The following is a 24674-nucleotide window of genomic DNA, read 5'->3' as shown; positions in this document are numbered from 1 at the left end:
GATGTATGCGTAAATTATCTTTTATATTGATGTTAGTGATGCTGCTGATTCTAGCAGTTGGCTGTTCGGCGAACTCAAATAGCAGTACAAGTGAAAGTGAATCAAGCGCAGGTGAATCAACAGAGGAACCCATTGTAGAAGAAGCACAAGAATTAACTCCTATCACACAAGTAACGACTTGGTTTGCTCAACCGTCATTCGGTGGGGTGTATGCTGCAAAATATCAAGGAATGTATGAAGAGGCTGGACTAGATGTGACCATTCAAAATGGTGGTCCTGGAGTTAGCGGGGTTCAAATCGTAGCGGCAGGGGAAGCAGAAATAGGAATGGCCCATGCAACAGATATTTTAGTAGCTAGAAATGAAGGGATACCAATTGTTGCTTTAGCTGCCGTTTTCCAAGATTACCCTCAAGCTGTATTATTCCATGAGGGACAAGGCATTACGAGTTTTTCGGATTTAGATGGAAGAACGGTAACGACGGCTCCTGGTGCCCCTTGGTGGGATTATATTAAGGCAGCCTATGAATTAGATGAAGTCGATGAGATGGTGTACAGTGGTCAGCTTGCTAATTTTATTGCTGAGGAAACATCCCTTATTCAAGGGTTTGTTGGATCTGAAACTTATTCATTAGCTCAAGAAGGCATTGAAGTTGATTATTTAATGGTATCTGAATCAGGCTTTAACCCATACGGAGTCGTCATGTTTACGACTGAAAAGTTTTTAGAGGAGAATCCAGAACTAGTTAGAGCGCATGTGAAAGCAACGATGGAAGGCTATACCTACTACAAAGATCATGCAGAAGAAATCAATCCATTCATTTTAGAAGATAACCCAGATAAAACAATGGAAGAACTTAATTTTGCAGCTGAATCCGAAGTGGATTTAATCTTTACAGGTGATGCATTAGATCATGGAGTCGGGTATATGACAGCCGAACGATGGGAAACGTTACGTGACCAGATGTATGAGCTTGGTGTAATTGATGAGAAAGAAGAGGTTAGCTCTATCTTTACAACGAGTTATTTAAAATAGAAAGGTTTTATTCTATGAAACTAGTTTGAAAAAGGGGAGCAATCCCCTTTTTTAGTAAGAAGGAGAATGAAATGGGGAAAATCCTGATCAAAAATGGTACGATCTTAACGATGAATCAAGAGAAACAAACGTTTAAAAATGGATATATTCTAACAAAGAATGACGTGATTGAAGAAATAGGACAGTGGCCAGCAGATGGGTCAAAAGATTATTTGCTTAAAGAAGTCGATGAGGTAATAAACGCAGACGGGAAGGCAATCATCCCTGGTTTAATCAATTGTCATACACATCTTTTTCAAACATATCTACGGGGTGTGTCTGATGATTTGGTGCTATTGGATTGGTTACAGCAAGTTATTTGGCCAGGTTCACTCGCCATGACGGAAGAGGATTTTTATTTAGCAGCCATGATTGGTTGCATAGAAAATCTGAAATCTGGTGCCACTTTTATTATGGATCATCATTACATTCATACATCTCCTCAGAATGATGAGGAAGTGTTGCGAGCGATAGAGGAATCGGGGATCCGTGGGGTAATGGCCCGTGGTGGAATTGATATGGGAAAAGAAAGCAGACTGAATGAAACTCAAGATGAAATCTTTTCCCGAACCGATACGCTTTTGGATCGCTGGAGTGGAGCAGGGCATGGCCGGGTGGGTGTAGCAATGGGACCATTAAATTTATATGGGTGCTCCCGTGAGTTTTTAGAACGAGCAGCAAAGTTTAGTGATACACGTAATCTTATTACTCATGTCCATGTAGCTGAAACGAAAGATCAAATTAACCACACGATGGCACGGTATGGGTTAAGAAACTTAGAGTTAGTTGAAGCAGTGGGAATGCTAGGACCGACAACACAAGTGGTTCATGGGGTTTGGCTAGACGATGGAGAGCTTGATTCCATTGCTAGAAATCAAGCAACCGTCGTACATTGCCCGGTGTCAAATATGTATTTGGCTTCAGGTGTGGCACGTGTGCCAGAGATGTTGGAAAAAGGCATTAATGTTGCACTCGGTACAGATGGACCTGGGAGCAACAATTGTCAGGATAATTTAGAGGTCCTAAAAATTACAGCTTGTTTGCACAAAGTAAATCAATTGGATTCTACTCTGCTTCCGCCCATGCAAGTAATAGAGATGGGAACAAAAAACGGTGCGAAAGCAGTGGGGCGTGAACAAGATTTAGGAAGCCTAGAAGTGGGGAAAAAAGCCGATATAGTCATCATTGATTTACTAAAAGCTCACATAAGTCCAGTCCATCGCTGCTCCTCCGCTATCGTGTACAATGCAAATGGGAATGATGTTTCTCACGTTTTAGTAAATGGGCGTGTTGTTGTTCGAAACGGTAAGTGCACTTTTGTAGACGAAGAGGAAATACTAAAACAAGCGCAAGTAAAAGTGGATCAGATGCGCGAGAGACTAGCTAGCACCTATCCTATTTTTGGAATGGTGGACTAAAGGAGAGTGAACTGCTCTGTAAATTAATAGATGAATCTGTTGAAGTGGTAGTAGGAAACAAACCACCTGTATTTCAAGTACCATTTGGAATACAGGTGGTTTTCTTCACGTAATAATTTCTATTTTATCTTCTTTATGAATATCTTCCGTCCCGGCAGCTAAAGCGGTCTTATAATAAGAGCATTTGTGTTCGATCAGTTCCATTGTTTTTTTTAATTCTTCCATTTGTGCTTCTACAATGGCTTTTCGCTCCATAAACATGTCATATCTTTTTTGCAACGTGATATCCCCGTCCGAACACCAATCAATGAAATTTTTAATCTCCTTAATAGGCATCCCGGTAGATTTCAGACATTCTATGACTTTTAACGCGCTGATATCGGATTCTTTAAACGATCTTATTCCACTTGCTGTTCGTTCTACAAAGGGCATCAGTCCCTCCTTGTCGTAGTAACGCAGGGTATATGCTGTTAGATTCAATTCTTTGGCAACTTCGCTAATCGTATATGTCTTCAACTTATTTTCCTCCGCTTCTTAAAATGATAGACTTCGAGTGAACTCTAGATTATGAGGGTATATTACTATGGTACTTACTGAATGTCAAAGCACCTCATAGCGACTTTAAACAAATATTATCTATAAGAATTTAAACGAATCGCTTGACCTAGAGTTAACTATAAGGATTATCATAGTTTTGCAAGAGTATGGATAGAGATTAATGAAGGAAGGGGAATGTAACATGAGTTCTTCACTTTTGCTAGGTCCAAACGCATTCTCTTGCTCTTTGAAAAATATAATTATTTGGAGGTTTTACTATGATCACTGCAAAAGCACGAGCTGTCGACGGTCCAGACAAACCTTTTCGAGCAGCTGAAATTAAACGACGCGATCTTGATACGACTGATGTTTTAATTGAAATTAAATTTGCAGGCATATGCCATTCTGATATCCACACGGCACACGGTGAATGGGGGGAAGTGAACTATCACTCGTACCTGGACATGAAATTGCAGGGGTGGTTACAGCTGTAGGACCTAACGTGTCAAAATATAAAATAGGTGACCGAATTGGGGTAGGTTGTATGGTTGACTCTTGCGGTGAATGTGAGAACTGCCATAAAGGAGAGGAACAATACTGTCTAAAAGGAAATATTCCTACCTACGCGGGTGTTGACAAATACGGTGAACCTACACAAGGAGGTTATTCTACCCATATAGTTGTAACCGAAGAGTTTGTAGTTAGGATTCCGGATAACATCCCGCTTGATGCAGCTGCACCATTACTTTGTGCCGGTATTACGACATATTCGCCACTTGCCCATTGGGGTGCTGATTCAGGAAAGAAAGTAGCGGTTGTTGGTATGGGTGGTCTTGGTCATATGGCTGTAAAAATTGCACATGCAATGGGGGCAGACGTTACCGTTCTCTCACAATCATTGAAGAAAAAAGAAGATGGTCTAGAGTTTGGTGCCGATCACTACTATGCCACAAGTGATCCTGAGACATTTACTAAACTTGCAGGAACTTTTGACCTGATCATTAACACGGTAAGTGCGCAAATCGATATTAATGCTTATTTCTCTCTATTAGCGCTAGATGGAACGCTAGTAAACGTTGGTGCGCCTGCAGAACCCTTGTCAGTTAATGTGTTCTCCCTCATCCCTCATCGTCGTTCATTTGCAGGGTCAATGATTGGGGGCATTAGGGAGACTCAGGAGATGTTACATTTCTGTTCGGAACATAATATTTTACCAAAAATTGAAGTAATCTCGGCTGATCAAATTGACGAAGCATACAAACGCGTATTAGCTTCAGATGTGAAGTATCGTTTTGTGATTGACACTAGTACAATTTGATTGGTTTACCGGATTTAAGGTGTCCTAATAGCTTTGTTATTGGGGCATCTTTTTTAAAGAGTCTGTTGGTTTTATTTATCGACCTACTTAGGTCTGAAAGGACTTAGTAGGTCTGATGGTCGAGCTACACCAAAGGAGAAGGACGATAAGCTGTATCGAATTTCGCTTTCAGAATGAAATGCATAGAAGTTGGAGATTTTAGCGATAGGAAACTCATATCGATAAGGAGAATGCAGATGGAAATTCGTGACTTTTTAGCACACTTGAACCGTGGTGAGACAGTTGAGGGTGGTTCAGAAATACATCAAATGATGCATGAACTTGCTCAGGAGGCACTAAAACTAACTGCGCAGATCAACGGAAGTTATCATCCTCCGGAAGAAATTCGAAGCTTGTTTTCTGACTTAATAGGCAGTCGCGTGGATGAGACATTTGCCATGTTTCCTCCTTTTTATACGGACTGTGGTAAAAATATCAATGTGGGAAAGAATGTCTTTATCAATTCAGGATGTCGTTTTCAAGATCAGGGCGGCATTACCATTGGAGATGGAGTGCTCATCGGACACAATGTTGTTTTGGCTACGCTCAATCACGACATGAATCCCAACAAACGCAGCTCGATCCATCCTGCGCCCATTATAATAGGTGATAATGTATGGGTTGGAGCAAACGCGACAGTCGTTCCTGGTGTGACCATTGGTGATGGTGCGATTGTCGCGGCTGGTGCTGTTGTTACCAAGCATGTACCGCCTAACGTTATTGTTGGCGGTGTACCGGCAAAAGTTCTTAAAGAAATTGACAGTTAGAAGTAATCCTGTTTTTTACGTGATAGCTCTTTTCTTAATTAGAAATATATATGTGATTTTTTGGAGAAGTAAGGGACACAGCTCTTGCTTCTTTTGTTTTGTTAAACGGAAAATATAATGATTAATCTAGTTCCAAAATTAGATTATTTCTTAAACTATAGCGGAGGTTTTTAAGATCGACCGATCCCCCTTTAAGCTTGATGTTAGTTCGAGACGGTAAACTGAGAGTAACAAATATTGGTGAAGTCTATTTTAAAGGGAAAAGTCTTTTACAATGGAACTTATGAATAAGAATTAATCAGATTCAACGATCTTTTTGAAGTCCTTATGGCAGCGTCGATTTATTGGAAGGGAAACCTTAGTGCTTGTTTTATCTTTGTCTTTACTATCTACATTTTATATTAGGAGGAAAAATGATGGGGGAAACATATTCTTCAGAAATGGATGAGTTAATACCGAGGGCACGTGAAGTGTCTGAGAGTTATTTTGATGGGGGAAATGGAAACTGGCTGACTACGAAAAATCCGCAGCAATATCAAAAAGCTGTTGTTTATGATAACCTCGGTTTGGCTCCTTATCATTGGGGGAATTCGAGCGAAGGTACTGGTTGGTATCAAATGTATAAGCCTTCAGAAATTAAGGGGACACAGATTACTGGATTGTTTGACGATGCGCAATTCGTTATTCGCGTACCGGTGAACTGGAATGGAAAACTGGTCGTCTCTGGTATACCTGCTACTCGGAATGAAACTTCGACAGATCTGCTATTTAGTGATTTTGTGTTAGAAAGAGGGTTTGCATTTGCGGCAATTGATAAAGGGACACAGGGGGAAAGCGATCCCATTGATCCGCTTGCAAAGGTGAAAAATGCACTAATCAACGCGGATGATAGTGTAGCAAAATGGCATCTATGCTATCGCCAAGTGACAAAAGCGGCTCAAAGCTATTTAAGCAAGCGTTACCCTGATAAGCTGATTCGACCGAATGATCCAGCAAACCGAGCAAGTCGTTTAATTAAAGAAGATCATAAAGTGCCTACATACGCTCTGGGAATATCAAATGGGGGCTATGTTGTCCGTTATGCGCTTGAAAATGATGGACCGGAAAAAACAGGAGAGCCACGACTTTTTGACGGCGGAGTTGATTGGGAAGGGGTGTTATGGACAGATGAGTTTCCGAACTTAATTAGTTCTTTAACAACTGTAGTCAATCATGCCGATGAAGCCATTTTTGGCAGCGGGAAAGCACGGGACAAAGCAGTTAAGGAAATGTACAAAGCAGGTCTTCCGCATGGATCCGAAAAATTGTGGGCCTTTCATGACCAGGTATATTGGTTTGTAACTCTAAATATATACCGCGATCACTTTGATCCAGACGCACCAGCTAGAATTAACTGGAAAAATTATATGAATTTTGTGAATGGGGTTAGGGACCGCCGCTATGATCATATATTTGAAGATTATAAATACGCATCACGTCCAAAAAGTATAAAAGAAAACATTAAAGAGGTAGCAAATACCGGTGATATTGATGTGCCTTTAATCAGCATAACCGGTTCATTGGATTGTCTCATTTTTCCTACGATTCATGCAGAGGGATACAGCAAACTTGTGAAAAAAGCAGGAAAAGAACATTTGCACCGTCTATACATGATCGAAAAAGGCACTCATGTGGACAGCCTGGTCTGGAATCAAGTAACAGATCCGGACAGAGAGCTTCAACCCTTATTGCCATATACCCATCAAGCTTTTGATCTACTTGTTAATTGGGTGGAGAACAAAGAAGAAGCTCCAAACAGTATGACTGTAGACTCACCGCAAAATCCAATTAAAGTTATTGATATAAAATCCGGGGAGGAAAGGGATCCACGTTAGAGGTGGAAATATGTGCAGAATACTGGTCATTAGGCTGCGGATAGGTAATGCTGTGAGAAGAGGACGGTTTGAAGGCTCCCTTCTAGGTAGACAGATTGAAAGTAAATCTGTGCTACTTGGAAGGGAGCCTTTTTATGTCAAATGGCAGAAGTTTCTTTACGGAAGTGTTACTATTTATAAAGTTTATGAATGATAACGTAACAGCACTTACAAATTTTATTGTGAATTTGTCTATCCCGGCTTTATATTTGGAGCAGCAGTTGTGATCTTGACACTTTATGCTGTTTCTGGGGGAGTTACCTCTATCATTTACCATCGAAAAGCGTTTTAATTGAGTGGGGAAGCTATATAAAAATGCAAAAATAGATTTGAGAAGCAAGGGGGATGGATCTCTTGCTTTTTTGTTTGATTTCATCAGGAAAAATCTGTCGAATTCAGAAGAAAAGTAAAATTTAAAAAATATTGACAATTTAACCAAGAACAACTAATATAGTAACTAACAAATGTAACCGGTTACATTCAGAAGGTGAACTATATGAAAATGAGAGATGTAGCAAAATATGCAGGAGTATCAGTTGCTACTGTGTCACGTGTGTTAAAAGGAGACGACAATGTTAGACAGCTAACAAAGGAAAAAGTCTTAAAGGCTGTTGAAGAACTAAATTATGTACCGAACACGTTAGCTAGAAATTTAAGTAACATGCAGTCTAAGAAGATCTTAGTTGTTGTACCAAGAGTGTCAAACGCTGTTTTCTCAAGTATTTATCACGGTATTCAAAATGTTGTAAATGAAAAAGGATACCAAGTAATTTTAATAGAAACGTTCAATCGGCGAGACAGTTCCGTCCCTGAGTTAATTAGAGATAGAACGGTTGAGGGAGCGATATTATTATCAGCTATGATGTCAGAAGAAGAATTCGCTGAGAAGTTTAAAGGTCTCCCTGTTGTATTAGCAACCGATAATCTCAGAGAAAGGATTCAATCGACACCGTCAGTTAGTATTGATAATGTTTTAGCAGCTGAAAAAGCGGTCCACTATTTAGCTAATCTTGGACACAGATGTATTGCTTTTTTAGGTAGTCGATCCGATTCCATAGGGGCTAGGGAACGGTTGGAAGGTTATAAAAATGGATTACACCAACATGGTTTAAAAGTAGATGAATCACTCATTTTTGAAGGAGAATGGTCATTGGAGTCAGGTTATCATTTAGCCAATCAAATGCTATTCCAAAAAAAGCTGCCAACAGCCATTTTTGCAGCTTCAGATAATTTGGCGATTGGTGCGATAAGTGCTCTAAGTGAACAGGGAGTAAGAATTCCAGAGGATATATCAATCGTCGGTTTTGACAATATTGCTGTATCGGAATATCTTACACCTGCGTTAACAACTATTGAACAGCCGTCTGTTCAAATTGGTGAAAAAGCTGCAGACATGTTATTAACAATACTAGACCATCAGCTTTTAGAACAAATGCATGTTGAATTAAATAGTAAGTTAATTATTCGAAATTCATGTAGAAGAATGAAGTACTTAGAAAGGGGGGATGAACCTAAATAATATTTTCGCTTAATTTTGAAAACAATGGGGGTTATGAGGATGAAAGTGGCAATTCAATTGTTTACTCTGAGAGATTCGTGCAAGGAAGATTTTGTTGGGACGTTAAAGAAAGTTGCTCAACTAGGATATGATGGAGTTGAGTTTGCTGGTAATTGGGGTGGCTTAGAGGCAAGAGAATTAAAGGCTCTACTTGAGGAAATGGGTCTCCAAGCTGCTGGGAGTCACGTACCGCTTCATATGCTTGAAAATGACCTTGATGAAGTAATTGAGTATCAAAAGCAAATTAATTGTCAGTACATTACTTGTCCAAACTTACCCGAAGATCGTCGCGGGGGGATAGAAGAATATTCACAATTGGCTAAGCTGTTAACTAAATTTGGGGAAAAATGTGCTGAGAATGGTATGAAATTTAGCTATCATAACCACGCATTCGAATTAGAGGATCTTGGTGGAAAGCAGCCATTGAATATCTTGTTAGATGAGTCGAGCCCAGAAGTAGTAAACGCGGAGTTAGATATTTACTGGCTTACAAAGGCTGGAGAAAACCCTGTAGAATGGATCGAAAAGTATAAAGGTAGAACGCCGCTTTTGCATTTGAAAGATATGACCACTGATGGAGAACAATTTTTCGCAGAGTTAGGAACAGGTGGGGTCGACCTTGAAAGTTCAATCCGTGCAGGAGTTCAGGCTGGCGTGGAATGGTTTATTGTTGAACAAGATCAAACGAAAAGAGATCCGTTTGAAAGTGCAACAATAAGTTTGAATTATTTAAAGAAACAACCTTCAGCGCCTAATTTGTAACCGGTTACATAAAACTGGTTCTATTCTTTATTCACGTCACTCTATGAATCGTTGAAAAAAATTCAAAGAAAAAAGGGGACTCTAATATGAAAAGGAAATTTCCAATATTAATCTTATTTACGCTTATTCTTTCAATCTTTCTGACCGCTTGCGGGGGTGGATCTGGTCAAGAATCGTCCTCTGAACCAACTAACGATGATAGCAACACTAATTCGAGCGGGAATGGTTCAAATGTAGAATTGGATTTCTGGTATATTGATCCGGGTGAAAAAGAACAGGTATACCTTGAAGCTGTTGCACGATTTGAAGAGAACAATCCTGGAGTAACGGTTAACTCATTGAGAATTCCAAACGATGATTACAAGCAGCGAATGGTGGTTGCCATGTCTGGTGGAAATCCCCCTGATGCTTTCGTCTCTTGGGGAGGCAGTTGGTTGCAGGAATTTGCAGATGCTGGTCAAGTTCTAGAATTAAATGACACAGATATCGATTTTGACTTATATTTAGAGACGGCACTTAACAATGCCACTTTTGATGAGAAAATCTACGGATTGCCATTAGGCATAAGTCAAACGCTTTTCTGGTATAACAAAGAACTATTTGCAGAGCACGGATTAGAAGCTCCAGAAACATATGAAGAGTTACTGCACGTGATTGATGTATTAAATGAAAATAACATTATACCGATTACATTAGCGAACCAAACAAAATGGCCGGGTGCATATTACTTAATGTACTTTGCTGACCGTCTTGGTGGAGAAGAATTATTCTTAAGTGCTTATAACCGTGAGGGCAAAGGTTTCGATGACGCTGCATACGTAAGAGCTGGAGAATATATTCAAGAGTTAGTTGATCGAAACGCGTTCAACCCTGGTTTTAATGGAGTTCCATATGATGCAGGACAAGGCAGACAATTGATGTATTCTGGTCAATCAGCGATGATGCTTATGTCAACTGCCTTTATCAATAATATTCGTCAAGAAGCACCTGATTTTGAGGAAAAAGTCGACTTCTTCCCATTCCCTACTTTACCAGATGGAAACGGAGATCCTACAAACCTTGGTGGAGCTACATCACCGGTTTGGTCTGCGTACTCTCAAACCGAGCATCCAGAATTAGTGATTGAATTGCTAAAAGAGTTAGGTAGTGTCGAAACAGCTACAGAGTATGAGAATCGTACAGGAGCTACTTCAGGACTTAAAAACATTGAAACTGACGACGTATTTGTTCAGAAGTTTGCTGAGGTAGCTGCAAATGCAAACGACATTCATATGCCTTATGACCAAACACTTCCACCAGCCCTTGCTGAACTCCATAAAGACACAACACAAGAGCTATTAGGTAAAACAATGACACCAGAAGAAGCTGCTGAAAAAATGGAACAAAAAGCAAAAGAAGTCCTTGAGTAATAAAACGGAAGAAGAGAGGGGGGCTACCCCTCTCCCTTAAAAAGGAGTGAATGCAGTGAAAACAGCTCTTAACCAAGATACCGTCATCAGTCCTGTTGTAAATAAGGATAAACGAAAAAAGGCAAAAACGATTCTATTATTTGTATTGCCTGCGCTATTAGTTTACTCCGTTTTTATTCTCTATCCGATCATCGCGACGTTTAATTATAGTATGTATGACTGGAATGGGGTACAAGCGCATAAAGAGTTTATCGGACTTGCTAATTATGCCTCGCTTTTTGCAGATGCTACATTTTGGCAAGCATTGAAAAACAACATGCTTCTCGTTTTAGTCTCTGTCTTTATTCAAATTCCTTTAGGCCTAGTTATGGCATTGGTTCTTTTTAGTCCGGTTATGGGAAAAAAGTTTTTAAATGTGATTTTCTTTTTACCGTATTTAATGTCAACGGTTGCCATTGGTTTACTTTGGATTTTTATGTATGATCCAATCAATGGTCCAGTCAATCAGCTTGTACAAATGTTTGGATTTAATTCAGTCCCTTGGTTAGCTGATAAAAATACAGCTATGATTGCTATATTAATTGTCGTTGTTTGGCAGTTTTCTCCTTTTTATATGATTCTTTTTAAAGCTGCAATGGTTGGGATCCCTGATGAGCTATATGAAGCTGCTAGCATAGATGGTGCAAATGGGACGCAAAAATTCTATTATATTACGTTGCCGGCTCTTATTCCTACGGTTGTTACTTCCTCTATTCTAGCTATTGTAGGGTCTTTAAAAGCATTTGATATTTTCTACATAATGACCGGCGGTGGTCCGGGAGGCGCGACGGAGATACTCGGGACCTACATGTATAAACAAGGATTCATTCATTTTAGTATGGGGTATGCCAGTACGATTGCAGCAGTCATGTTCCTAATTGCATTTGTTTGTGTCGTGATTATTCAGATCATTGAGCACCAACGAAAGAAGCGGGGGTTATTTACATGAATCCATTACAGCTAAGTAAGAGAGTTCTATTATATGTGCTAGCGATCTCCCTTTTAATTTTTACGTTTTATCCGTTTATGTATATGATTGGTACATCCTTTAAAAGTATGAATGAATTTTTCAGCAATCCTTTCTCGATTTTCCCTAGTACATTTACGATTGAACATTATTTTTCCGTTTTCGGGATGGGATTAACGAATTATTTTCTTAACAGTATTATCATCACGGTATCAGCTGTCATTATTACGGTAATGATCGCATCACTTGCAAGTTATCCGTTAAGTCGGATGAAATTCCGCTTAAATCGTCCATTATTTCTACTTTTCGTTGCTGGAATGATGCTTCCTATTCATGCAACGTTAATTCCAATCTTTGTGTTGACACAAGGAATGGGGATTTACGATACATTGTTTGCTTTACTAGGTCCGTATGTAGCATTTAGCTTGCCTATTTCGATTTTTATATTAACGCAATTTATGCAAGAGATTCCAAAGGAACTAGAAGAAGCGGCACAAATTGATGGAGCCAATCACTGGAAAATTTTTTGGAAGGTGATCTTCCCGAACATTGTTCCTGCCATTTCTACAATTGTCATCTACAATTTCGTTTTCCTTTGGACAGAATTTATCTTTGCCTTAATTTTAATTACGAGTCCAGGTAATATGACATTGCCTCTAGGTTTACAGAACTTCTATGGCGAATTTGCGATTAATGTTCCTGGCTTGATGGCAGCATTAACCCTTGCAAGTTTACCTGTATTGCTTTTATTTATACTCGCACAAGAACGAGTAGTGAAAGGGCTTACAGGAGGCGCGGTGAAGGGTTAACCTTGGGAAGAACTATAAATGTTAGTAAATTCATATAATCCATTAGGAGGAATCTACTTGGAAAAAATTAGAGTAGGAGTAATTGGTTGCGGGAGTATTGCTCAAAAACGTCATCTTTTGGAATATGCAGGAAATGATTTGGTAGAAATTATAGCGGTGTGTGATATAAATGAGCAGCGCGCAATAGATGTTGCTGCACAGTATGGTGTGAGAGCTTACACTGATTACAAAGAACTATTAGTTAATAAAGAAATAGAAGCTATCAGTGTTTGTTTACCAAACTATCTTCATGCTGAAGTATCAATTGCCGCATTAAATAGCGGGAAGCATGTGTTGTGTGAAAAACCGATGGCTACTTCTAAAGAAGGAGCGGAAGCGATGATTGCTGCTGCCCGTGACAATGGAAAGAAGTTAATGATTGCTCATAATCAACGCTTTGTTTCTTCACATGAAAAAGCAAAGAAGCTAATAGAATCAGGCGAAATCGGAAAAGTGTATAGTTTCCGCACAACCTTTGGCCATGGTGGTCCAGAAGGTTGGAGCATTGATGGGAAAGAAAGCTGGTTCTTCAGAAAAGAGGAAGCTTTTATTGGAGCAATGGGAGACCTTGGCGTTCATAAGTCAGATTTAATCCGCTATATTCTTGGCAAAGAAGTAGTAGAAGTGGGCGCAATGGTTGAAACAAATGCAAAAGAAGATTCATCAGTGGATGATAATGCTGTGTGCATTTTGAAGCTAGAGGATGGGATTATCGGAACACTGACAGCAAGTTGGGCATATTCCCCTCAGTCAGATAACTCGACCATTATTTATGGCGAAGAAGGAATTATTCGATTAGAAGATGACCCAGACTATTCGCTTATCCTCCAGAAAAAAAATGGAGAAACAGTAAAGTACGAATTAGCAAAGATTCAGTCAAATGAAGAGGGAGGACAAACAAAGACTCATGTAATTGACAACTTTATTGATTGCATAGTTAACGATACACCATCACCTGTTTCTGGAGAAGAAGGGTTTAAATCGCTAGCGGTCATTTTGGCGGCATTAGAATCAAGGGAAACTAAGACCATTGTTGATTTAAAACAGAAACTGGAACAGGTCAAACTTTGACAATATAACTAGTTAGTTCAAAAATAAGATTTTAATAGGGTCTGTCTGATTAGCTTTCGTAAACACAAGAATCTGTTTGTTGCAAAGCGATTAGGCAGGCCAATTATTTTAAGCCAGCTTTCTACAAAAGAAGGTTGGGTATGTACAAAACTAGTTTTATGATGAGTTATATTTACGAACCTTGATTGAAATACTATGAAGTTAGTTAGATGTAAATGAAAGGCATATCAAGGTGAAATGAAGGAAGAAGGGAATGCGATGTTCGTTTTAACATCCTTTAATTTTCTTTTTTACGCGGTCTATTCCATTATTATCTTTTTTCTGCCTCTTTATCTTCGAGCAAAAGGGTTAATGACAGTAGAAGTCGGACTCGTTATGGCTACTGGAGCTCTAGTATCGATCTTTGCGCAGCCGTTTTGGGGAATTATAAGTGATCGAAAAAAAACGGTTAAACGAATCCTTCTGCTTATCTTTTTCTCTGCTGCAATCATCAGCATTCCACTTTTTCTTGCAAATAACTTCCTCTTAATATTGATACTAATGTTTATTTTTATGTTTTTTTTATCTGCGGCGGTCCCACTAACCGATAGTCTAACTTACAGATATGCCCAGATTAAAAGGAAAAACTTTGGCTCTATTCGTTCTTGGGGAGAGATAGGGGTTGCTGTTTCTGCACTTTGCGTGGGTTTATTAATTGAAACGATAGGGATCAGATATTTAGGATTTATTTATGTCACTCTCGTTTTTATTTTACTTGGCTTAACATCTCTAGTATCAGATGTTGAAAATAAAGTAGAACCTGTGACAAAGGAAAAAGTATTACATTTGTTTACAAATACAAAAGTAATCTGGTTTCTATTTTTGGTGTTACTGATTGCTATTCCTCACAGAATGAATGATAGTTTATTAGCGATATATTTAGCTGATTTAGGGGCGAAAGAGTCTCATATTGGTAGAGCTTGGACTGTTGCAACATTATGCACCGTTCCTGTTTTAACTGGAATGGCCTATCTCATTCGGCGCTTTAATGAATTTGCATTATTTGTTATTGCTGGATTTATGTATTCACTAAGATGGATTTTATATAGCTTTGCGACAGAGCCAATTACATTAATTATCTTTCAAATTATGCATAGTTTAACATTCCCGGTAGTGTTTGTTTCAGCGATTACGTATCTAGTACGCATTATCCCAGATGAACTAAGAGCCACAGGTCAAACTATGTTTGCAGCTATATTTGGGGGTGTCGCAGGTATTATTGGAAGTTCAGTAGGAGGTTGGATTTATGATTTTTATAGTCCACAAGCAGCGTATTATTCAGGTAGTATGTTAGCTCTTATTGGTGCGTTGGCATCATTCCTAACTTATTTATCCCTTGTTAAAGATCGCCGATCGAAAGTGGGAAAGAGTCGTAAACATGAAGTTTTGTAGTAAATAGAAAAAGTTTAAGACCTTTTTGAGTATATGCTCAATTGTTAGAAAGGTTCCTATCCTTCATTCATGAAGAGTAGGAACCTTTTTACAGAGGTTTTCGGATAACGGATTAGCCCGCTTTACGAAGATGTTACCGCAATTTTATTGATCCCTGAAGATTTCACGTACCGTTCCCTTCAAAAAATGTTATTAAATGAAGGGGATGGCAGTGAACTGAAAATGACTGTGAAGGACTATAGTTCGATTCGAACAGATGTATTTCTAACCATTGTGAATCGATATGTTCATACAGTGAATTTTGAAAGGGCAATAACTCAAACGTTACTAGAATTGGGCCATGGGGATGTTTTGTCAGATCGAACTAATAGAGAGGTGATGGAGGCTCAGGAGTTTGGAGGGGTAGAATCCATTTCTGCTCGTGAGCCGATCACATCTTTCCAATACTATACAATCAGTATGGCGGTGATGTTTGTATTATTTGTTGGATCGACGATTGCAAGCAAAGCTTATATGGAAAAAAAGCAGCATGTGTTTAATAGAATCATACTTGCGAACCATCATCCGATTGTTTATTTAGGCGGAAAAATAATTTCGGCAACTGTCATTTCGTTTTGCCAACTGATCATTCTTTTTCTTGTATCAACCTTGGCCTTTCGAACATTTCCCCTTGATGAACCTGCATTTTGGGGAGGGATGGCTATCATTGCCATCATTCTCGCAATCTGTGTGGGTGGGTTTGCTTCATTATTAACAGCGCTAACGGTGAAATATGAAAATGATGCCCTTAATCATATTTTTTCTGGTGGAATTGTGACGTTACTTGCCTTTGCTGGAGGAAGCTTCTTCCCAACATCTGAAATGCCCACAATGATCGGAATTATAGGGAATTGGACACCAAATGGCGCGGCATTGACTGCATTTTTAAAGTGGATGCAGGAGCTTGATATGACGACGATTCTCCCTTATTTATATCGAATCGCAGCGTTGGCCGCCATGTTAATAATAAGCAGTATTCTTATCTTCTCAAAAAGGAGGTCGTTGTAGATGAAATCCGTATTTTTATTACAGTGGCAACGATTACGCCGTTCTCCTATACTCGTTCTCTCATTCCTCGGATTGACCATTTTGTTCGTATCTTTTCTAGCAGGATTTGGTGGACCGAACGGCAAAATTACGATTTACACCTACGGAGACCCTTCCTTGGAAGAAGACAAAAGAGTGGAGTGGCTAGATCGATTAAATGAAGCGGAGAATATGACCTTTCGCTGGGTAGAAGAATCAGAAGCTCACGAAGCGGTTTCTAGTGGGGATGCTGGACTTGCGCTGAAGTTAATGAACGATGACTATCGAATTTTCATCGCAGTACAGGAGCCATCAAGTGTAACAGTGGAAACCTATGTGTATCAGGTATATTTGGAGGAGTTGAGGTTACAGGAAATAGCATCGCAGGTAGACGCAGATGAATTCCGTACTGAACTAAAACGGTCTCTGAATGAACCTAGCATAAAGGTGGTAACTGACTCCTTAAGTGGGGAAGAGAGCTCATTTATCTATGATGACCAACTTCACGTGTTGTTTGGGATGACTTTATTCTTCTCCATATACACGATTATGTTTAGTTTAATGAATGTGGCGGAGGAAAAAAGAGTCGGGACCTGGGACCGTCTCATCGTATCACCACTGCACAAATGGCAGATTTATTTGGGACAGTTGCTTTACTGCTTTGTGATTGGATATGTTCAAATTCTCGTTGCTTTCCTATTTTTCAAAGTTATATTTGGATTTGATTTGGGACAGCGGTATGGTACTCTTTTGCTTGTCATCGCTTGCTACACGTTTGCAATTGTGAGTCTAGGGATGCTGGTCATGGGGCTAGTGAAGAGATCTCAGCAAATGCAGGCAGTCATACCCATTCTCGCTACGGCGATGGCTATGCTAGGTGGTGCGTACTGGCCAATCGAGATTGTGACAAATAACATCATGATTGCTTTAGCGAAAGGGATGCCAATTTATTACGGACTAGATGCCTTAAAAGGGGCTTCCATCTATAACCTAGGATTCCCTGAACTGTTACAGCCCATATCAATTATGTTATTATTTGGCGTGGTTTGCATGGGGATTGGAATCAACCTGATGGAGCGCCGAGCTTAGAAATAGTATTTTATATTGTGAAAAATAGAGGGACGGAACTAATTTTTTTATAGACTTTTGTAGTATCGGAGAATTTGTTTAGTTCAGAGGGTAAGTTTTTCGGATTGGGTTGGTATCTTTAGAATGATACAATCACATTAAATTGCTTTGATTGAACAATAATCCTTGTACTTTCACGAGTTATTCTTTTATAAAGGATTTGTCCTGGACAAATCCTTTATTTTTTCTGTACCTAGTTGCTTAATGTTGTTTATTCGGTAATTTCTTCTCTGGATGCCCTTTGCCTTGACGTTGTCTATTTTGTTCATCCTTTTGTTGCTTGTCGTGTAGTTTGTCGATAAATTGTTTTGTATCTTCCATCACGCTTCATCCTTCCTTATCTTTATTTGCTTTAATAAGGTTCCCTATTGAGGGAAAAACATGTATTGATCTGAGTTAATGAAAGACAAAAGCAGTGAGAAATGTAGGGGAAGTGTCTTTCATAAAGCAAATGAAAGACAAAAGCAGTGAGGAATGCAGGGGGAAACTCCTTCATAAAGCGGATGAAAGACAAACCCGAATAGAAAAGCGGGGTAAGTGTCCTTCATCAAGCCGGTGACGGACAAAACTGATGAGAAATACGGGCCAAAAGTCCTTCATAACTCTAATGTGAATTATATTTGTTGGAGGTAGCTGCTTTAATAAACTTTCGGGACCGTTGAACAGTTATTAATCTAATAAATGACCTTTAGATGTGCTACTATCGAGCAAAATCTAATAGTAAATCGTCTGTTTTAACTTGGGATAAAAAAGATTTAAAAGAAGTTGGAATGCAAATACAACATTTCGGAAAAATTTTTGTAATACAAGTCCTATTCTATCCACTAAAGTTATCAATGGAACGAAAAAAGAAGATCCCTGTTTATCGTATAACAGAGATCATCTTTGCTAGAAGTTTAGGCTTTTAATAGTGTTCTTATTACTACCCAGCCTTCGCTTCTTTCGTAGATTCAACAGAAGGTCCTATTTTTTGTTCGATAGCCATCTGCTTTGCAATCTTTGGTGCACTCCATAGTGGTGGAAGTAGCAATATGGATACTGGTACGGCTGTTACAACTATAAAATTTTGTAATGCCTGTATACTTCCTTCTCCAATGGTTAGTAGTACGACAGATAATATACCGAACAAAATCACCCAAAAGACTCTCATCCATTTTTGTGGATGATCTGTACCTTGTAAGGTTACTGCTACTGTATATGATATGGAATCAACGGTAGTCGATACAAACACAATACTAACGATTAAGAACCCAATAGCCAACCATAATCCCAAGGGTAGCTGGTCCATAATGGCCATTACGGTCGCGGGCATTCCGCCATCATTTAATGGGTTTGAAATGGAACCAGGATTATTCAGTTCTTGAGATAATCCAGTACCACCAACAACGGCGAACCAGAAATTACTAACGAGTGGAGCAATAATAGATACTGCTACAATAAGCTCTCTGATCGTGCGACCACGCGATATTTTACTAATGAAAATAGCCATCATGGGTGCATACCCTAGGAACCAGCCCCAGAAAAAGATCGTCCAATAACCAAGCCAAGCTTGATCCGCGCGATATAAATTCATGGCGAAAAAATGCTGTAATTGAAAAGCTTGAGCACTAATAAAAGAATCTATTAAAAACATGGTTGGGCCAATGATGAGAATGATTGCTGTTAATAAAACAACAAATATAACATTTAAACGACTTAAGAATTGAATTCCTTTGTCAACGCCACTTGCTACAGATATAGCAGCAATTACGATTAATGCTCCAACAATGATTATATTCGTAGTCAACGTATTTGGAATATCAAATAAAAAATGAAGACCATATCCTATTTGCAGGCCTAAAAATCCGATAGGACCCATTGTACCTGCAGCAACTGCAATAATAGAAACGATATCGGCAGTTGAACCAATAATACTTTTATTAAATATTTTTTCTCCGAAAATCGGATATAAAATGGCACGTGGTTTAAGTGGATATCCTTTATGATAATGTGCATTCATGAGGACAATGGTGGTTAACGTACCTAAACACGCCCAAGCTAGGAAGCCCCAGTGGACAAAGCTTTGGGATAAAGCCGGTATGATGGCCTCAAGTGGTGTCATTTCATCATTGGCAAACAACGGTGGAGTTGTAACAAAATGATAGATTGGTTCTGATGCAGCCCAAAAAACACCCCCACTAGCTAGAAGCGTACATAGAATCATAGAAATCCAACGAAAATAACTATTTTCAGGTTTCTCCATTTTTCCTAACTTCACATTTCCATATTTAGAAAAAGCTAAAATCATCCCGATTACAAAATTCCCTAGTAATAATAATTGCCAATAAGCACCAAAAAATGTGACTGACCAATTGAAGGATTCCGTTACCCAACCTTCAACCATATCAATGTCAATGAGTGAAAAAATAACAAAGAGGAGTAAAAAACCTCCACTAACAGCAAATGTAGTCCAGTCCGTTTTCAAATTCTTAATCGTATTCATTCTTTTCCTCCTATAAAGTATAACGAAGTGAGAACGTTATTCTACTCTTTTATTGATTATCCGTGATGTCTGGAGAAAAAGATTACGGAACGAAAGGGCCACTTGCTCTTTTTCTAAACGGTATACACCTATAATAGTCGTCTAAGATAATTTCACCTACCATTCTATATATTTATTTAACTATAAATACCCATTAAATACCCTAATAGTTCGAATGTTAAACAGCTTAATATTATAATAATAAAATATTACTCAGTCAAACCTTTTAGCTTTTGAGGGAAAGTTATGATGTGAAAGATGGAAAGGAAGTTAGGCGTTGATGCAACTATCGAAGGAGAAGGATGCGCGGAGATGGAATCTAATGTCTCGATAAATTATTTTCAAAACAATGTTAAATTAGAGATGTTATACTAAACTTGAGATACCCAATTGCCTTTCAATTAGACGATTAGAAGGTTTTGTGTTATTTATTTACATATAGAACTTAAGCTATATCTTGGCAATCAACATTGCTTTTAATAGGCTAAAGGAACTCTTCTATACAACATAAATTATATTGGAGGGAACAACATGGAAGTTTTTTCAGAGTATTTAAAGGGGATTGAAGAGCCGTTTCAACGAGATAGAATGGAAGAAGTGTTTACTTGGATAACAAATAGCTATCCAAATTTGAACAAGGAAATTAAATGGAAGCAACCGATGTATACCGATCATGGTACATTTATTATTGGCTTTAGTGTCTCTAAGAAGCACTTAGCTGTCGCCCCTGAAAGTGTGACGATCACTCATGTAGAGGATGATATCGTGAAGGCCGGATATGACTACACAAAGGAATTGATACGTATTCCTTGGAACGGTTCGGTTGATTATTCACTACTTGAGAAAATGATTGAGTTTAATATTTGGGACAAGGCGAACTGTACTACTTTTTGGAGAAAATAGAAAAATAAGATAGCCCTTGAAGGTATTTGAGGGCTTCTCTGTGTAATAGGAACAGAGAATACACCTACTTTAGATCATTGTATTTTTTTGGTGTTAAAATCGCTGAGATTGCGAAGTAAGAGCGTTGAATCAGAGTTTAATTGAAGTAGTAGTGTCACCATGTTATTATAAAATGAGTAGAATGACAGTCAGTCATTTTGATTTTAAGGAGGAATGATAAGTGGGGATAGATAATAAGTATGAAATGATTGTAAATGCATCAATAAAAGTGATGAAAGAAAAAGGGTTTGAAAAAGCATCCGTTTCACAAATCGTGAAGGAAGCAGGGGTTGCTCAAGGGACCTTTTATCTATACTTTGATTCCAAAAGTGCTGTAGTACCAGCTATTGCAAAACGAATACTAAATACTCTTTTTACACAGGTAAAGGAAGTTCATCATCAGGATACTAATATTTTTGATACGATAGATGCGGTTGTCGATATAACTTTTAAGATAACAAGAGAGTACAGAGAGTTAATTTTATTCTGTTATTCTGGGTTGGCGTATTATCACTCACTTGAAACTTGGGAGGAAATTTACCAACCCTATTATAGTTGGCTTGAATGTCAATTAAAGAGTGCAAAGGAAGCTGGATTATGTACGTCCAAAGTTGAGTTGGGACCTTTAGCAAGAATGATTATAAATGTGATTGAAACCTCTGCAGAAGCTTTTTATCTTTCTAATCAGGGTAACAAGGCAACCGCTATAAACAAGGACCAAGTTGTAATGTTTATAAAAAGTTCACTGACTGACTATCATTCATAATTAATTTTTTTGAGGTGCTATATGTTTAAATCATTTGCTGGAGAGAAAAATTTGTTGAAGATATCCGTATTTGTTGCGCTTTTCTTTGCAATATTTGGGGTCGTTTGGGGGAGTTTGGTTTCTTCTCAGATAATCTTTTTTGATGGATTGTATTCCTTAGTAAGTGTTATGTTGTCACTCCTATCTCTCCTTGTAGCGCAATTTATAAAAAAAAATGACAGAATGAGGTTCCCATACGGAAAAGAAATGTTAGAGCCAGTTGTCATTATTATTAAATATGGAGTCATTTTCCTTCTTTGTATCATCACCCTTATAACAGCTATCGTATCCCTTTTATCTGGAGGTCAAGATACAAGGGTAGGGCCGGCTCTTATTTTTGCCTTCGTTAATACAATTGGTTGCGTTGCGGTGTTTATTTTACTAAATAAAAATAAAGATAAATCAGGATTTATTAAGGCTGAGGCGAATCAGTGGAAAATGGATTCATTAATAAGTGGTGCCGTTCTTTTCGGGTTCATTTCAGCAGTTCTCATTTCTTATACACCTTATGAATATTTAGTTCCTTATGTTGACCCAGTAATGGTCTTAATTGTTATTGGTTACTTCCTCAAAACTCCAATTGTTGAAATGACCAAGGCATTTAGGGAAGTGCTTGAGATGTCGCCAGACCAAAGCATTGAGGCAAAATTTAAGAAAGTAATAACTCCCATTGAAAAGAAGTACCAAATTAGTGAGTCAATATTACGTATTGCTAAAGTCGGAAATAAATTATTTATAGATATAGATTTCATCCTTGGTCCTCAATCAAAAATGGTAACAATTGCTGATCAAGATAAGATACGGGAACAAATTATTCAGCATACAAGAGATTTAGTATATAAAAAATGGCTCACTGTCTCATTCACCAATGATAAAAAATGGGCGCAAAAGGATCTTGCTTAATAATGAGAAAGTAGCATGATTTACCAGAAAAGGTTAAATAATACTTGAAAGAATAAGGAGACAATTACGTTTATCGTGTGATTGTCTCTTCTTCGTATATCACCATTACGATGCAAGTGGTGGCTTCCATTTTGGAAGACTATTGTGAAGAATTAATGTAACAATAGTATAAACCTAGTCCAAGATACAATTGTGGACAGACACTCTTATCTAGACATTCCATATTATGTTACAAGCATTTAATCGTCTAAAGGGCTAAGGGATACTTGATAAAATGATAAATCATTGTTTCAAATTTCACAAAAAAATAAGTAGTCCATATCGATTACTTTCAATATAATAGATTTACTAACATAGATTTTTCATATTTTCACATGATGATAAAAAACGAGACACTGCTTATGAAGGGAGCTAAGTTTATGTTTGAAAAACTATTTTCATCAATCGGAATTGGATCTTCGAAAGTAAATACGATATTATTTGATAATATAGTTGAACGAGGCAAAGAAGTAAAAGGTGAGGTTCACATTTTTGGTGGCAAAGCGGAACAAACGATTACAGAAATATATATTCATATCGATACAGAATTCAATAAAGAGGACGTGGATATGACAGAATTCCGTCATATTACAGAACCTATTTTAGAAATCAAAATCACAGATCCTGTAGTGATTCAACCAAATGAAGAAAAGCTGATTCCGTTTTCGTTTGTTTTGCCTTATTATGCGCCTATTACGTTCAAAGAGCAAAGAATTCACATTCAAACGGAGTTAGATATTAATTTCTTTAATCATCCTGTAGAAGATCATTACTTTATTGTGAAAGATTCATTTATTGATGAAATATTCAGTTTTTTCAGAGAGCGTGGTTTTCATCATACAAGTAAAAGTGGACTTTGCAGACATAAATTCCCAACTGATGATAATCCAACCCACTGCATGCAAGCCTTTCATTTAACGAATGGTCAAGGTGGAAAGATTTACTTTGTTGGAAACGATCGTAACTTTGATATTTATGTTAGTGAAAATGATCATATCTCGCACTTATCGATCAATAGAGACGAAGATCTTTATAAGCAATTGGGGAATTTTTCAAGTACGATACGGAGTTAGTTTTAATATAATAAAGCCCCTCTCAAGTCTAGCTAATTTTAAGGGGCTTTTCATTTTTAGATATTTTGCAAGTCTTTGAAGAGGAATCTTTACTCAAAGCTACTAATAAAATCATTAAAATGATACAAGTGGTACCCAACCATTGAAACGTGCCAAAGGGGTCTTTTAACCAAAAGACGGTTGTGAAAACAGCCGCTAATGGCTCAGTGCTTCCAAGAAGACTGGATTCTTTAGCTTGTAAACTTTGCAAACTTTCTATATAAAACCAAAATGCGATCATTGTGCCAAAAATGATAACGAAAAGTAAGTATAAATACGCTTCTACTGGCAAAGATGCAAAGTCCATTTGCCAAGGTGGATGAACAAAGCTTAGCGCGAAACTACCGATAATCATGGCCCAACCAACAATGACTAGGGAATCGTATTCTTTTAATAAAGGGATGGCATATAAAGTATAAAAGGCTAATGCGACTCCTGATAACACACCCCAAATGATGGCGGGGGTTGGTACGGATAATTGCGTGAGTGAGCCGTTTGTTAATAAGAAAAAGCACCCAACTAATGCGAGAGAAACGGTTACCAAATCTCTTCGTGTTAGGACAGCTTGTTTGCGGAAAATCAAATAAATGATAATCATAACAGGTGCTAAGTATTGTAATAACGTTGCAACTGCAGCGTTGCCATGATGAATGGAAGCCATATATGTGTATTGAACTGCCAGCATGCCGAGTAACCCGAAGATTATTAATTGAATAGCTGTCCTTCTATTTTTCCAAACATCCAATATTTGAGATCGGTCTTTTCGAAAAAACTGCACTGTTAAGAGTAATAACCCAGCGATGAGTAACCTGCTTGTCACAAGCCAATCAACACTAACTTCAAAATCTTGAAAAAGCTTTTTTGAAACAGTACCTCCAATTCCCCAAAATAATGCCCCTGTGATAACAAGAAATATGCCTTTTTGTCTACTCATATTTGATCCACCTTAAATATAAAAATAGTGTTACAATACTTCATATGATAAGTGAATGACCGTTTAAATAATATC

At 38.1% G+C, this 24674-nt stretch carries 22 protein-coding genes and 1 pseudogene; 19 read left to right on the top strand and 4 right to left on the bottom strand.

Annotation, left to right across the window (positions count from 1 at the left end):
- Positions 1–5: 5 nt before the first annotated feature.
- On the top strand, positions 6–1034 hold the full coding sequence (locus tag N0O92_RS11235) for an ABC transporter substrate-binding protein (RefSeq protein ID WP_315614749.1): 1029 nt from the start codon (positions 6–8) through the stop codon (positions 1032–1034).
- Positions 1035–1105: 71 nt separating this feature from the next.
- Positions 1106–2491 (top strand): amidohydrolase family protein, encoded by a 1386-nt coding sequence (locus N0O92_RS11230; RefSeq protein WP_315614748.1) that lies wholly within the window; start codon positions 1106–1108, stop codon positions 2489–2491.
- Between the two features lie 105 nt (positions 2492–2596).
- Here the strand turns inward: N0O92_RS11230 and N0O92_RS11225 are convergent, their stop codons facing one another.
- Positions 2597–3007, bottom strand: a complete 411-nt coding sequence (locus N0O92_RS11225) for a MerR family transcriptional regulator (protein WP_315614747.1) — start codon at positions 3005–3007, stop codon at positions 2597–2599.
- A gap of 299 nt (positions 3008–3306) precedes the next feature.
- On the opposite strand from N0O92_RS11225, the pseudogene N0O92_RS11220 reads away from it, so the two are divergent.
- The 13 genes and pseudogenes from N0O92_RS11220 to N0O92_RS11160 all read left to right on the top strand — a co-directional run bounded on the left by N0O92_RS11220 (position 3307) and on the right by N0O92_RS11160 (position 17304).
- Positions 3307–4346, top strand: a pseudogene (locus tag N0O92_RS11220) (NAD(P)-dependent alcohol dehydrogenase).
- 236 nt (positions 4347–4582) lie between these two features.
- Positions 4583–5152 carry a DapH/DapD/GlmU-related protein gene (locus tag N0O92_RS11215; RefSeq protein WP_315614746.1) on the top strand — a complete coding sequence of 190 codons (570 nt, stop codon included), beginning with the start codon at positions 4583–4585 and terminating at the stop codon, positions 5150–5152.
- Between the two features lie 416 nt (positions 5153–5568).
- Positions 5569–7026 carry an alpha/beta hydrolase gene (locus tag N0O92_RS11210; RefSeq protein ID WP_315614745.1) on the top strand — a complete coding sequence of 486 codons (1458 nt, stop codon included), beginning with the start codon at positions 5569–5571 and terminating at the stop codon, positions 7024–7026.
- Positions 7027–7160: 134 nt separating this feature from the next.
- Positions 7161–7292: a hypothetical protein gene (locus N0O92_RS11205; protein WP_315614744.1), complete on the top strand. Its 132-nt coding sequence runs from the start codon at positions 7161–7163 to the stop codon at positions 7290–7292.
- 269 nt (positions 7293–7561) lie between these two features.
- Positions 7562–8584 carry a LacI family DNA-binding transcriptional regulator gene (locus N0O92_RS11200; RefSeq protein WP_315614743.1) on the top strand — a complete coding sequence of 341 codons (1023 nt, stop codon included), beginning with the start codon at positions 7562–7564 and terminating at the stop codon, positions 8582–8584.
- 33 nt (positions 8585–8617) lie between these two features.
- Positions 8618–9385: a sugar phosphate isomerase/epimerase family protein gene (locus tag N0O92_RS11195; protein ID WP_396334494.1), complete on the top strand. Its 768-nt coding sequence runs from the start codon at positions 8618–8620 to the stop codon at positions 9383–9385.
- A gap of 86 nt (positions 9386–9471) precedes the next feature.
- Positions 9472–10794 carry an ABC transporter substrate-binding protein gene (locus tag N0O92_RS11190; RefSeq protein WP_315614741.1) on the top strand — a complete coding sequence of 441 codons (1323 nt, stop codon included), beginning with the start codon at positions 9472–9474 and terminating at the stop codon, positions 10792–10794.
- 55 nt (positions 10795–10849) lie between these two features.
- On the top strand, positions 10850–11782 hold the full coding sequence (locus N0O92_RS11185) for a carbohydrate ABC transporter permease (RefSeq protein ID WP_315614740.1): 933 nt from the start codon (positions 10850–10852) through the stop codon (positions 11780–11782).
- Complete coding sequence (locus tag N0O92_RS11180) at positions 11779–12609, top strand: carbohydrate ABC transporter permease (RefSeq protein WP_315614739.1); 831 nt, start codon at positions 11779–11781, stop codon at positions 12607–12609. The genes N0O92_RS11185 and N0O92_RS11180 overlap by 4 nt, the downstream gene beginning before the upstream one ends.
- 57 nt (positions 12610–12666) lie before the next feature.
- The gene (locus N0O92_RS11175; protein ID WP_315614738.1) at positions 12667–13719 is read left to right on the top strand and encodes a Gfo/Idh/MocA family protein; all 1053 of its coding nucleotides are present in this window, start codon (positions 12667–12669) and stop codon (positions 13717–13719) included.
- A gap of 258 nt (positions 13720–13977) precedes the next feature.
- Entirely contained in the window at positions 13978–15150 is a 1173-nt protein-coding gene (locus N0O92_RS11170; protein WP_315614737.1) for an MFS transporter, read from the top strand.
- Positions 15151–15261: 111 nt separating this feature from the next.
- On the top strand, positions 15262–16197 hold the full coding sequence (locus tag N0O92_RS11165; RefSeq protein WP_315614775.1) for an ABC transporter permease: 936 nt from the start codon (positions 15262–15264) through the stop codon (positions 16195–16197).
- Positions 16198–17304, top strand: a complete 1107-nt coding sequence (locus tag N0O92_RS11160; RefSeq protein WP_315614736.1) for an ABC transporter permease — start codon at positions 16198–16200, stop codon at positions 17302–17304.
- Positions 17305–17544: 240 nt separating this feature from the next.
- Here N0O92_RS11160 and N0O92_RS11155 read toward each other — a convergent pair whose 3' ends face one another.
- Both N0O92_RS11155 and N0O92_RS11150 read right to left on the bottom strand, forming a co-directional pair.
- Entirely contained in the window at positions 17545–17664 is a 120-nt protein-coding gene (locus N0O92_RS11155) for a DUF4023 domain-containing protein (RefSeq protein WP_315614735.1), read from the bottom strand.
- 601 nt (positions 17665–18265) lie between these two features.
- Entirely contained in the window at positions 18266–19825 is a 1560-nt protein-coding gene (locus N0O92_RS11150) for a BCCT family transporter (protein WP_315614734.1), read from the bottom strand.
- Positions 19826–20395: 570 nt separating this feature from the next.
- Between N0O92_RS11150 and N0O92_RS11145 the strand changes: the two genes are divergently transcribed.
- The 4 genes from N0O92_RS11145 (at position 20396) to N0O92_RS11130 (ending at position 23626) form a co-directional block, all read left to right on the top strand.
- Complete coding sequence (locus N0O92_RS11145; protein WP_315614733.1) at positions 20396–20767, top strand: iron chaperone; 372 nt, start codon at positions 20396–20398, stop codon at positions 20765–20767.
- Between the two features lie 220 nt (positions 20768–20987).
- Positions 20988–21572 (top strand): TetR/AcrR family transcriptional regulator, encoded by a 585-nt coding sequence (locus N0O92_RS11140; RefSeq protein WP_315614732.1) that lies wholly within the window; start codon positions 20988–20990, stop codon positions 21570–21572.
- A 21-nt stretch (positions 21573–21593) separates the two neighbouring features.
- On the top strand, positions 21594–22514 hold the full coding sequence (locus tag N0O92_RS11135; protein WP_315614731.1) for a cation diffusion facilitator family transporter: 921 nt from the start codon (positions 21594–21596) through the stop codon (positions 22512–22514).
- Between the two features lie 419 nt (positions 22515–22933).
- Positions 22934–23626, top strand: coding sequence for a sporulation protein (locus N0O92_RS11130; RefSeq protein WP_315614730.1), 693 nt, complete (start codon positions 22934–22936; stop codon positions 23624–23626).
- A 28-nt stretch (positions 23627–23654) separates the two neighbouring features.
- On the opposite strand, the gene N0O92_RS11125 is transcribed toward N0O92_RS11130, so the two are convergent.
- On the bottom strand, positions 23655–24599 hold the full coding sequence (locus N0O92_RS11125; RefSeq protein ID WP_315614729.1) for a DMT family transporter: 945 nt from the start codon (positions 24597–24599) through the stop codon (positions 23655–23657).
- Between the last annotated feature and the right edge of the window lie 75 nt (positions 24600–24674).

The organism is Alkalihalobacillus sp. MEB130 (assembly GCF_032335535.1).
GTDB lineage: Bacteria > Bacillota > Bacilli > Bacillales > Bacillaceae_D > Halalkalibacter.
This window is presented reverse-complemented; position numbering and strand designations above follow the sequence as displayed.

What these genes read in the sequence shown, in the direction of transcription:
- N0O92_RS11235 (WP_315614749.1), top strand. Translation starts at nt 6, where the DNA reads ATGCGTAAATTATCTTTTATATTGATGTTAGTGATGCTGCTGATTCTA.
- N0O92_RS11230 (WP_315614748.1), top strand. Translation starts at nt 1,106, where the DNA reads ATGGGGAAAATCCTGATCAAAAATGGTACGATCTTAACGATGAATCAA.
- N0O92_RS11215 (WP_315614746.1), top strand. Translation starts at nt 4,583, where the DNA reads ATGGAAATTCGTGACTTTTTAGCACACTTGAACCGTGGTGAGACAGTT.
- N0O92_RS11210 (WP_315614745.1), top strand. Translation starts at nt 5,569, where the DNA reads ATGGGGGAAACATATTCTTCAGAAATGGATGAGTTAATACCGAGGGCA.
- N0O92_RS11205 (WP_315614744.1), top strand. Translation starts at nt 7,161, where the DNA reads ATGTCAAATGGCAGAAGTTTCTTTACGGAAGTGTTACTATTTATAAAG.
- N0O92_RS11200 (WP_315614743.1), top strand. Translation starts at nt 7,562, where the DNA reads ATGAAAATGAGAGATGTAGCAAAATATGCAGGAGTATCAGTTGCTACT.
- N0O92_RS11195 (WP_396334494.1), top strand. Translation starts at nt 8,618, where the DNA reads ATGAGGATGAAAGTGGCAATTCAATTGTTTACTCTGAGAGATTCGTGC.
- N0O92_RS11190 (WP_315614741.1), top strand. Translation starts at nt 9,472, where the DNA reads ATGAAAAGGAAATTTCCAATATTAATCTTATTTACGCTTATTCTTTCA.
- N0O92_RS11180 (WP_315614739.1), top strand. Translation starts at nt 11,779, where the DNA reads ATGAATCCATTACAGCTAAGTAAGAGAGTTCTATTATATGTGCTAGCG.
- N0O92_RS11170 (WP_315614737.1), top strand. Translation starts at nt 13,978, where the DNA reads ATGTTCGTTTTAACATCCTTTAATTTTCTTTTTTACGCGGTCTATTCC.
- N0O92_RS11160 (WP_315614736.1), top strand. Translation starts at nt 16,198, where the DNA reads ATGAAATCCGTATTTTTATTACAGTGGCAACGATTACGCCGTTCTCCT.
- N0O92_RS11155 (WP_315614735.1), bottom strand. Translation starts at nt 17,664, where the DNA reads ATGGAAGATACAAAACAATTTATCGACAAACTACACGACAAGCAACAA.
- N0O92_RS11150 (WP_315614734.1), bottom strand. Translation starts at nt 19,825, where the DNA reads ATGAATACGATTAAGAATTTGAAAACGGACTGGACTACATTTGCTGTT.
- N0O92_RS11145 (WP_315614733.1), top strand. Translation starts at nt 20,396, where the DNA reads ATGGAAGTTTTTTCAGAGTATTTAAAGGGGATTGAAGAGCCGTTTCAA.
- N0O92_RS11135 (WP_315614731.1), top strand. Translation starts at nt 21,594, where the DNA reads ATGTTTAAATCATTTGCTGGAGAGAAAAATTTGTTGAAGATATCCGTA.
- N0O92_RS11130 (WP_315614730.1), top strand. Translation starts at nt 22,934, where the DNA reads ATGTTTGAAAAACTATTTTCATCAATCGGAATTGGATCTTCGAAAGTA.
- N0O92_RS11125 (WP_315614729.1), bottom strand. Translation starts at nt 24,599, where the DNA reads ATGAGTAGACAAAAAGGCATATTTCTTGTTATCACAGGGGCATTATTT.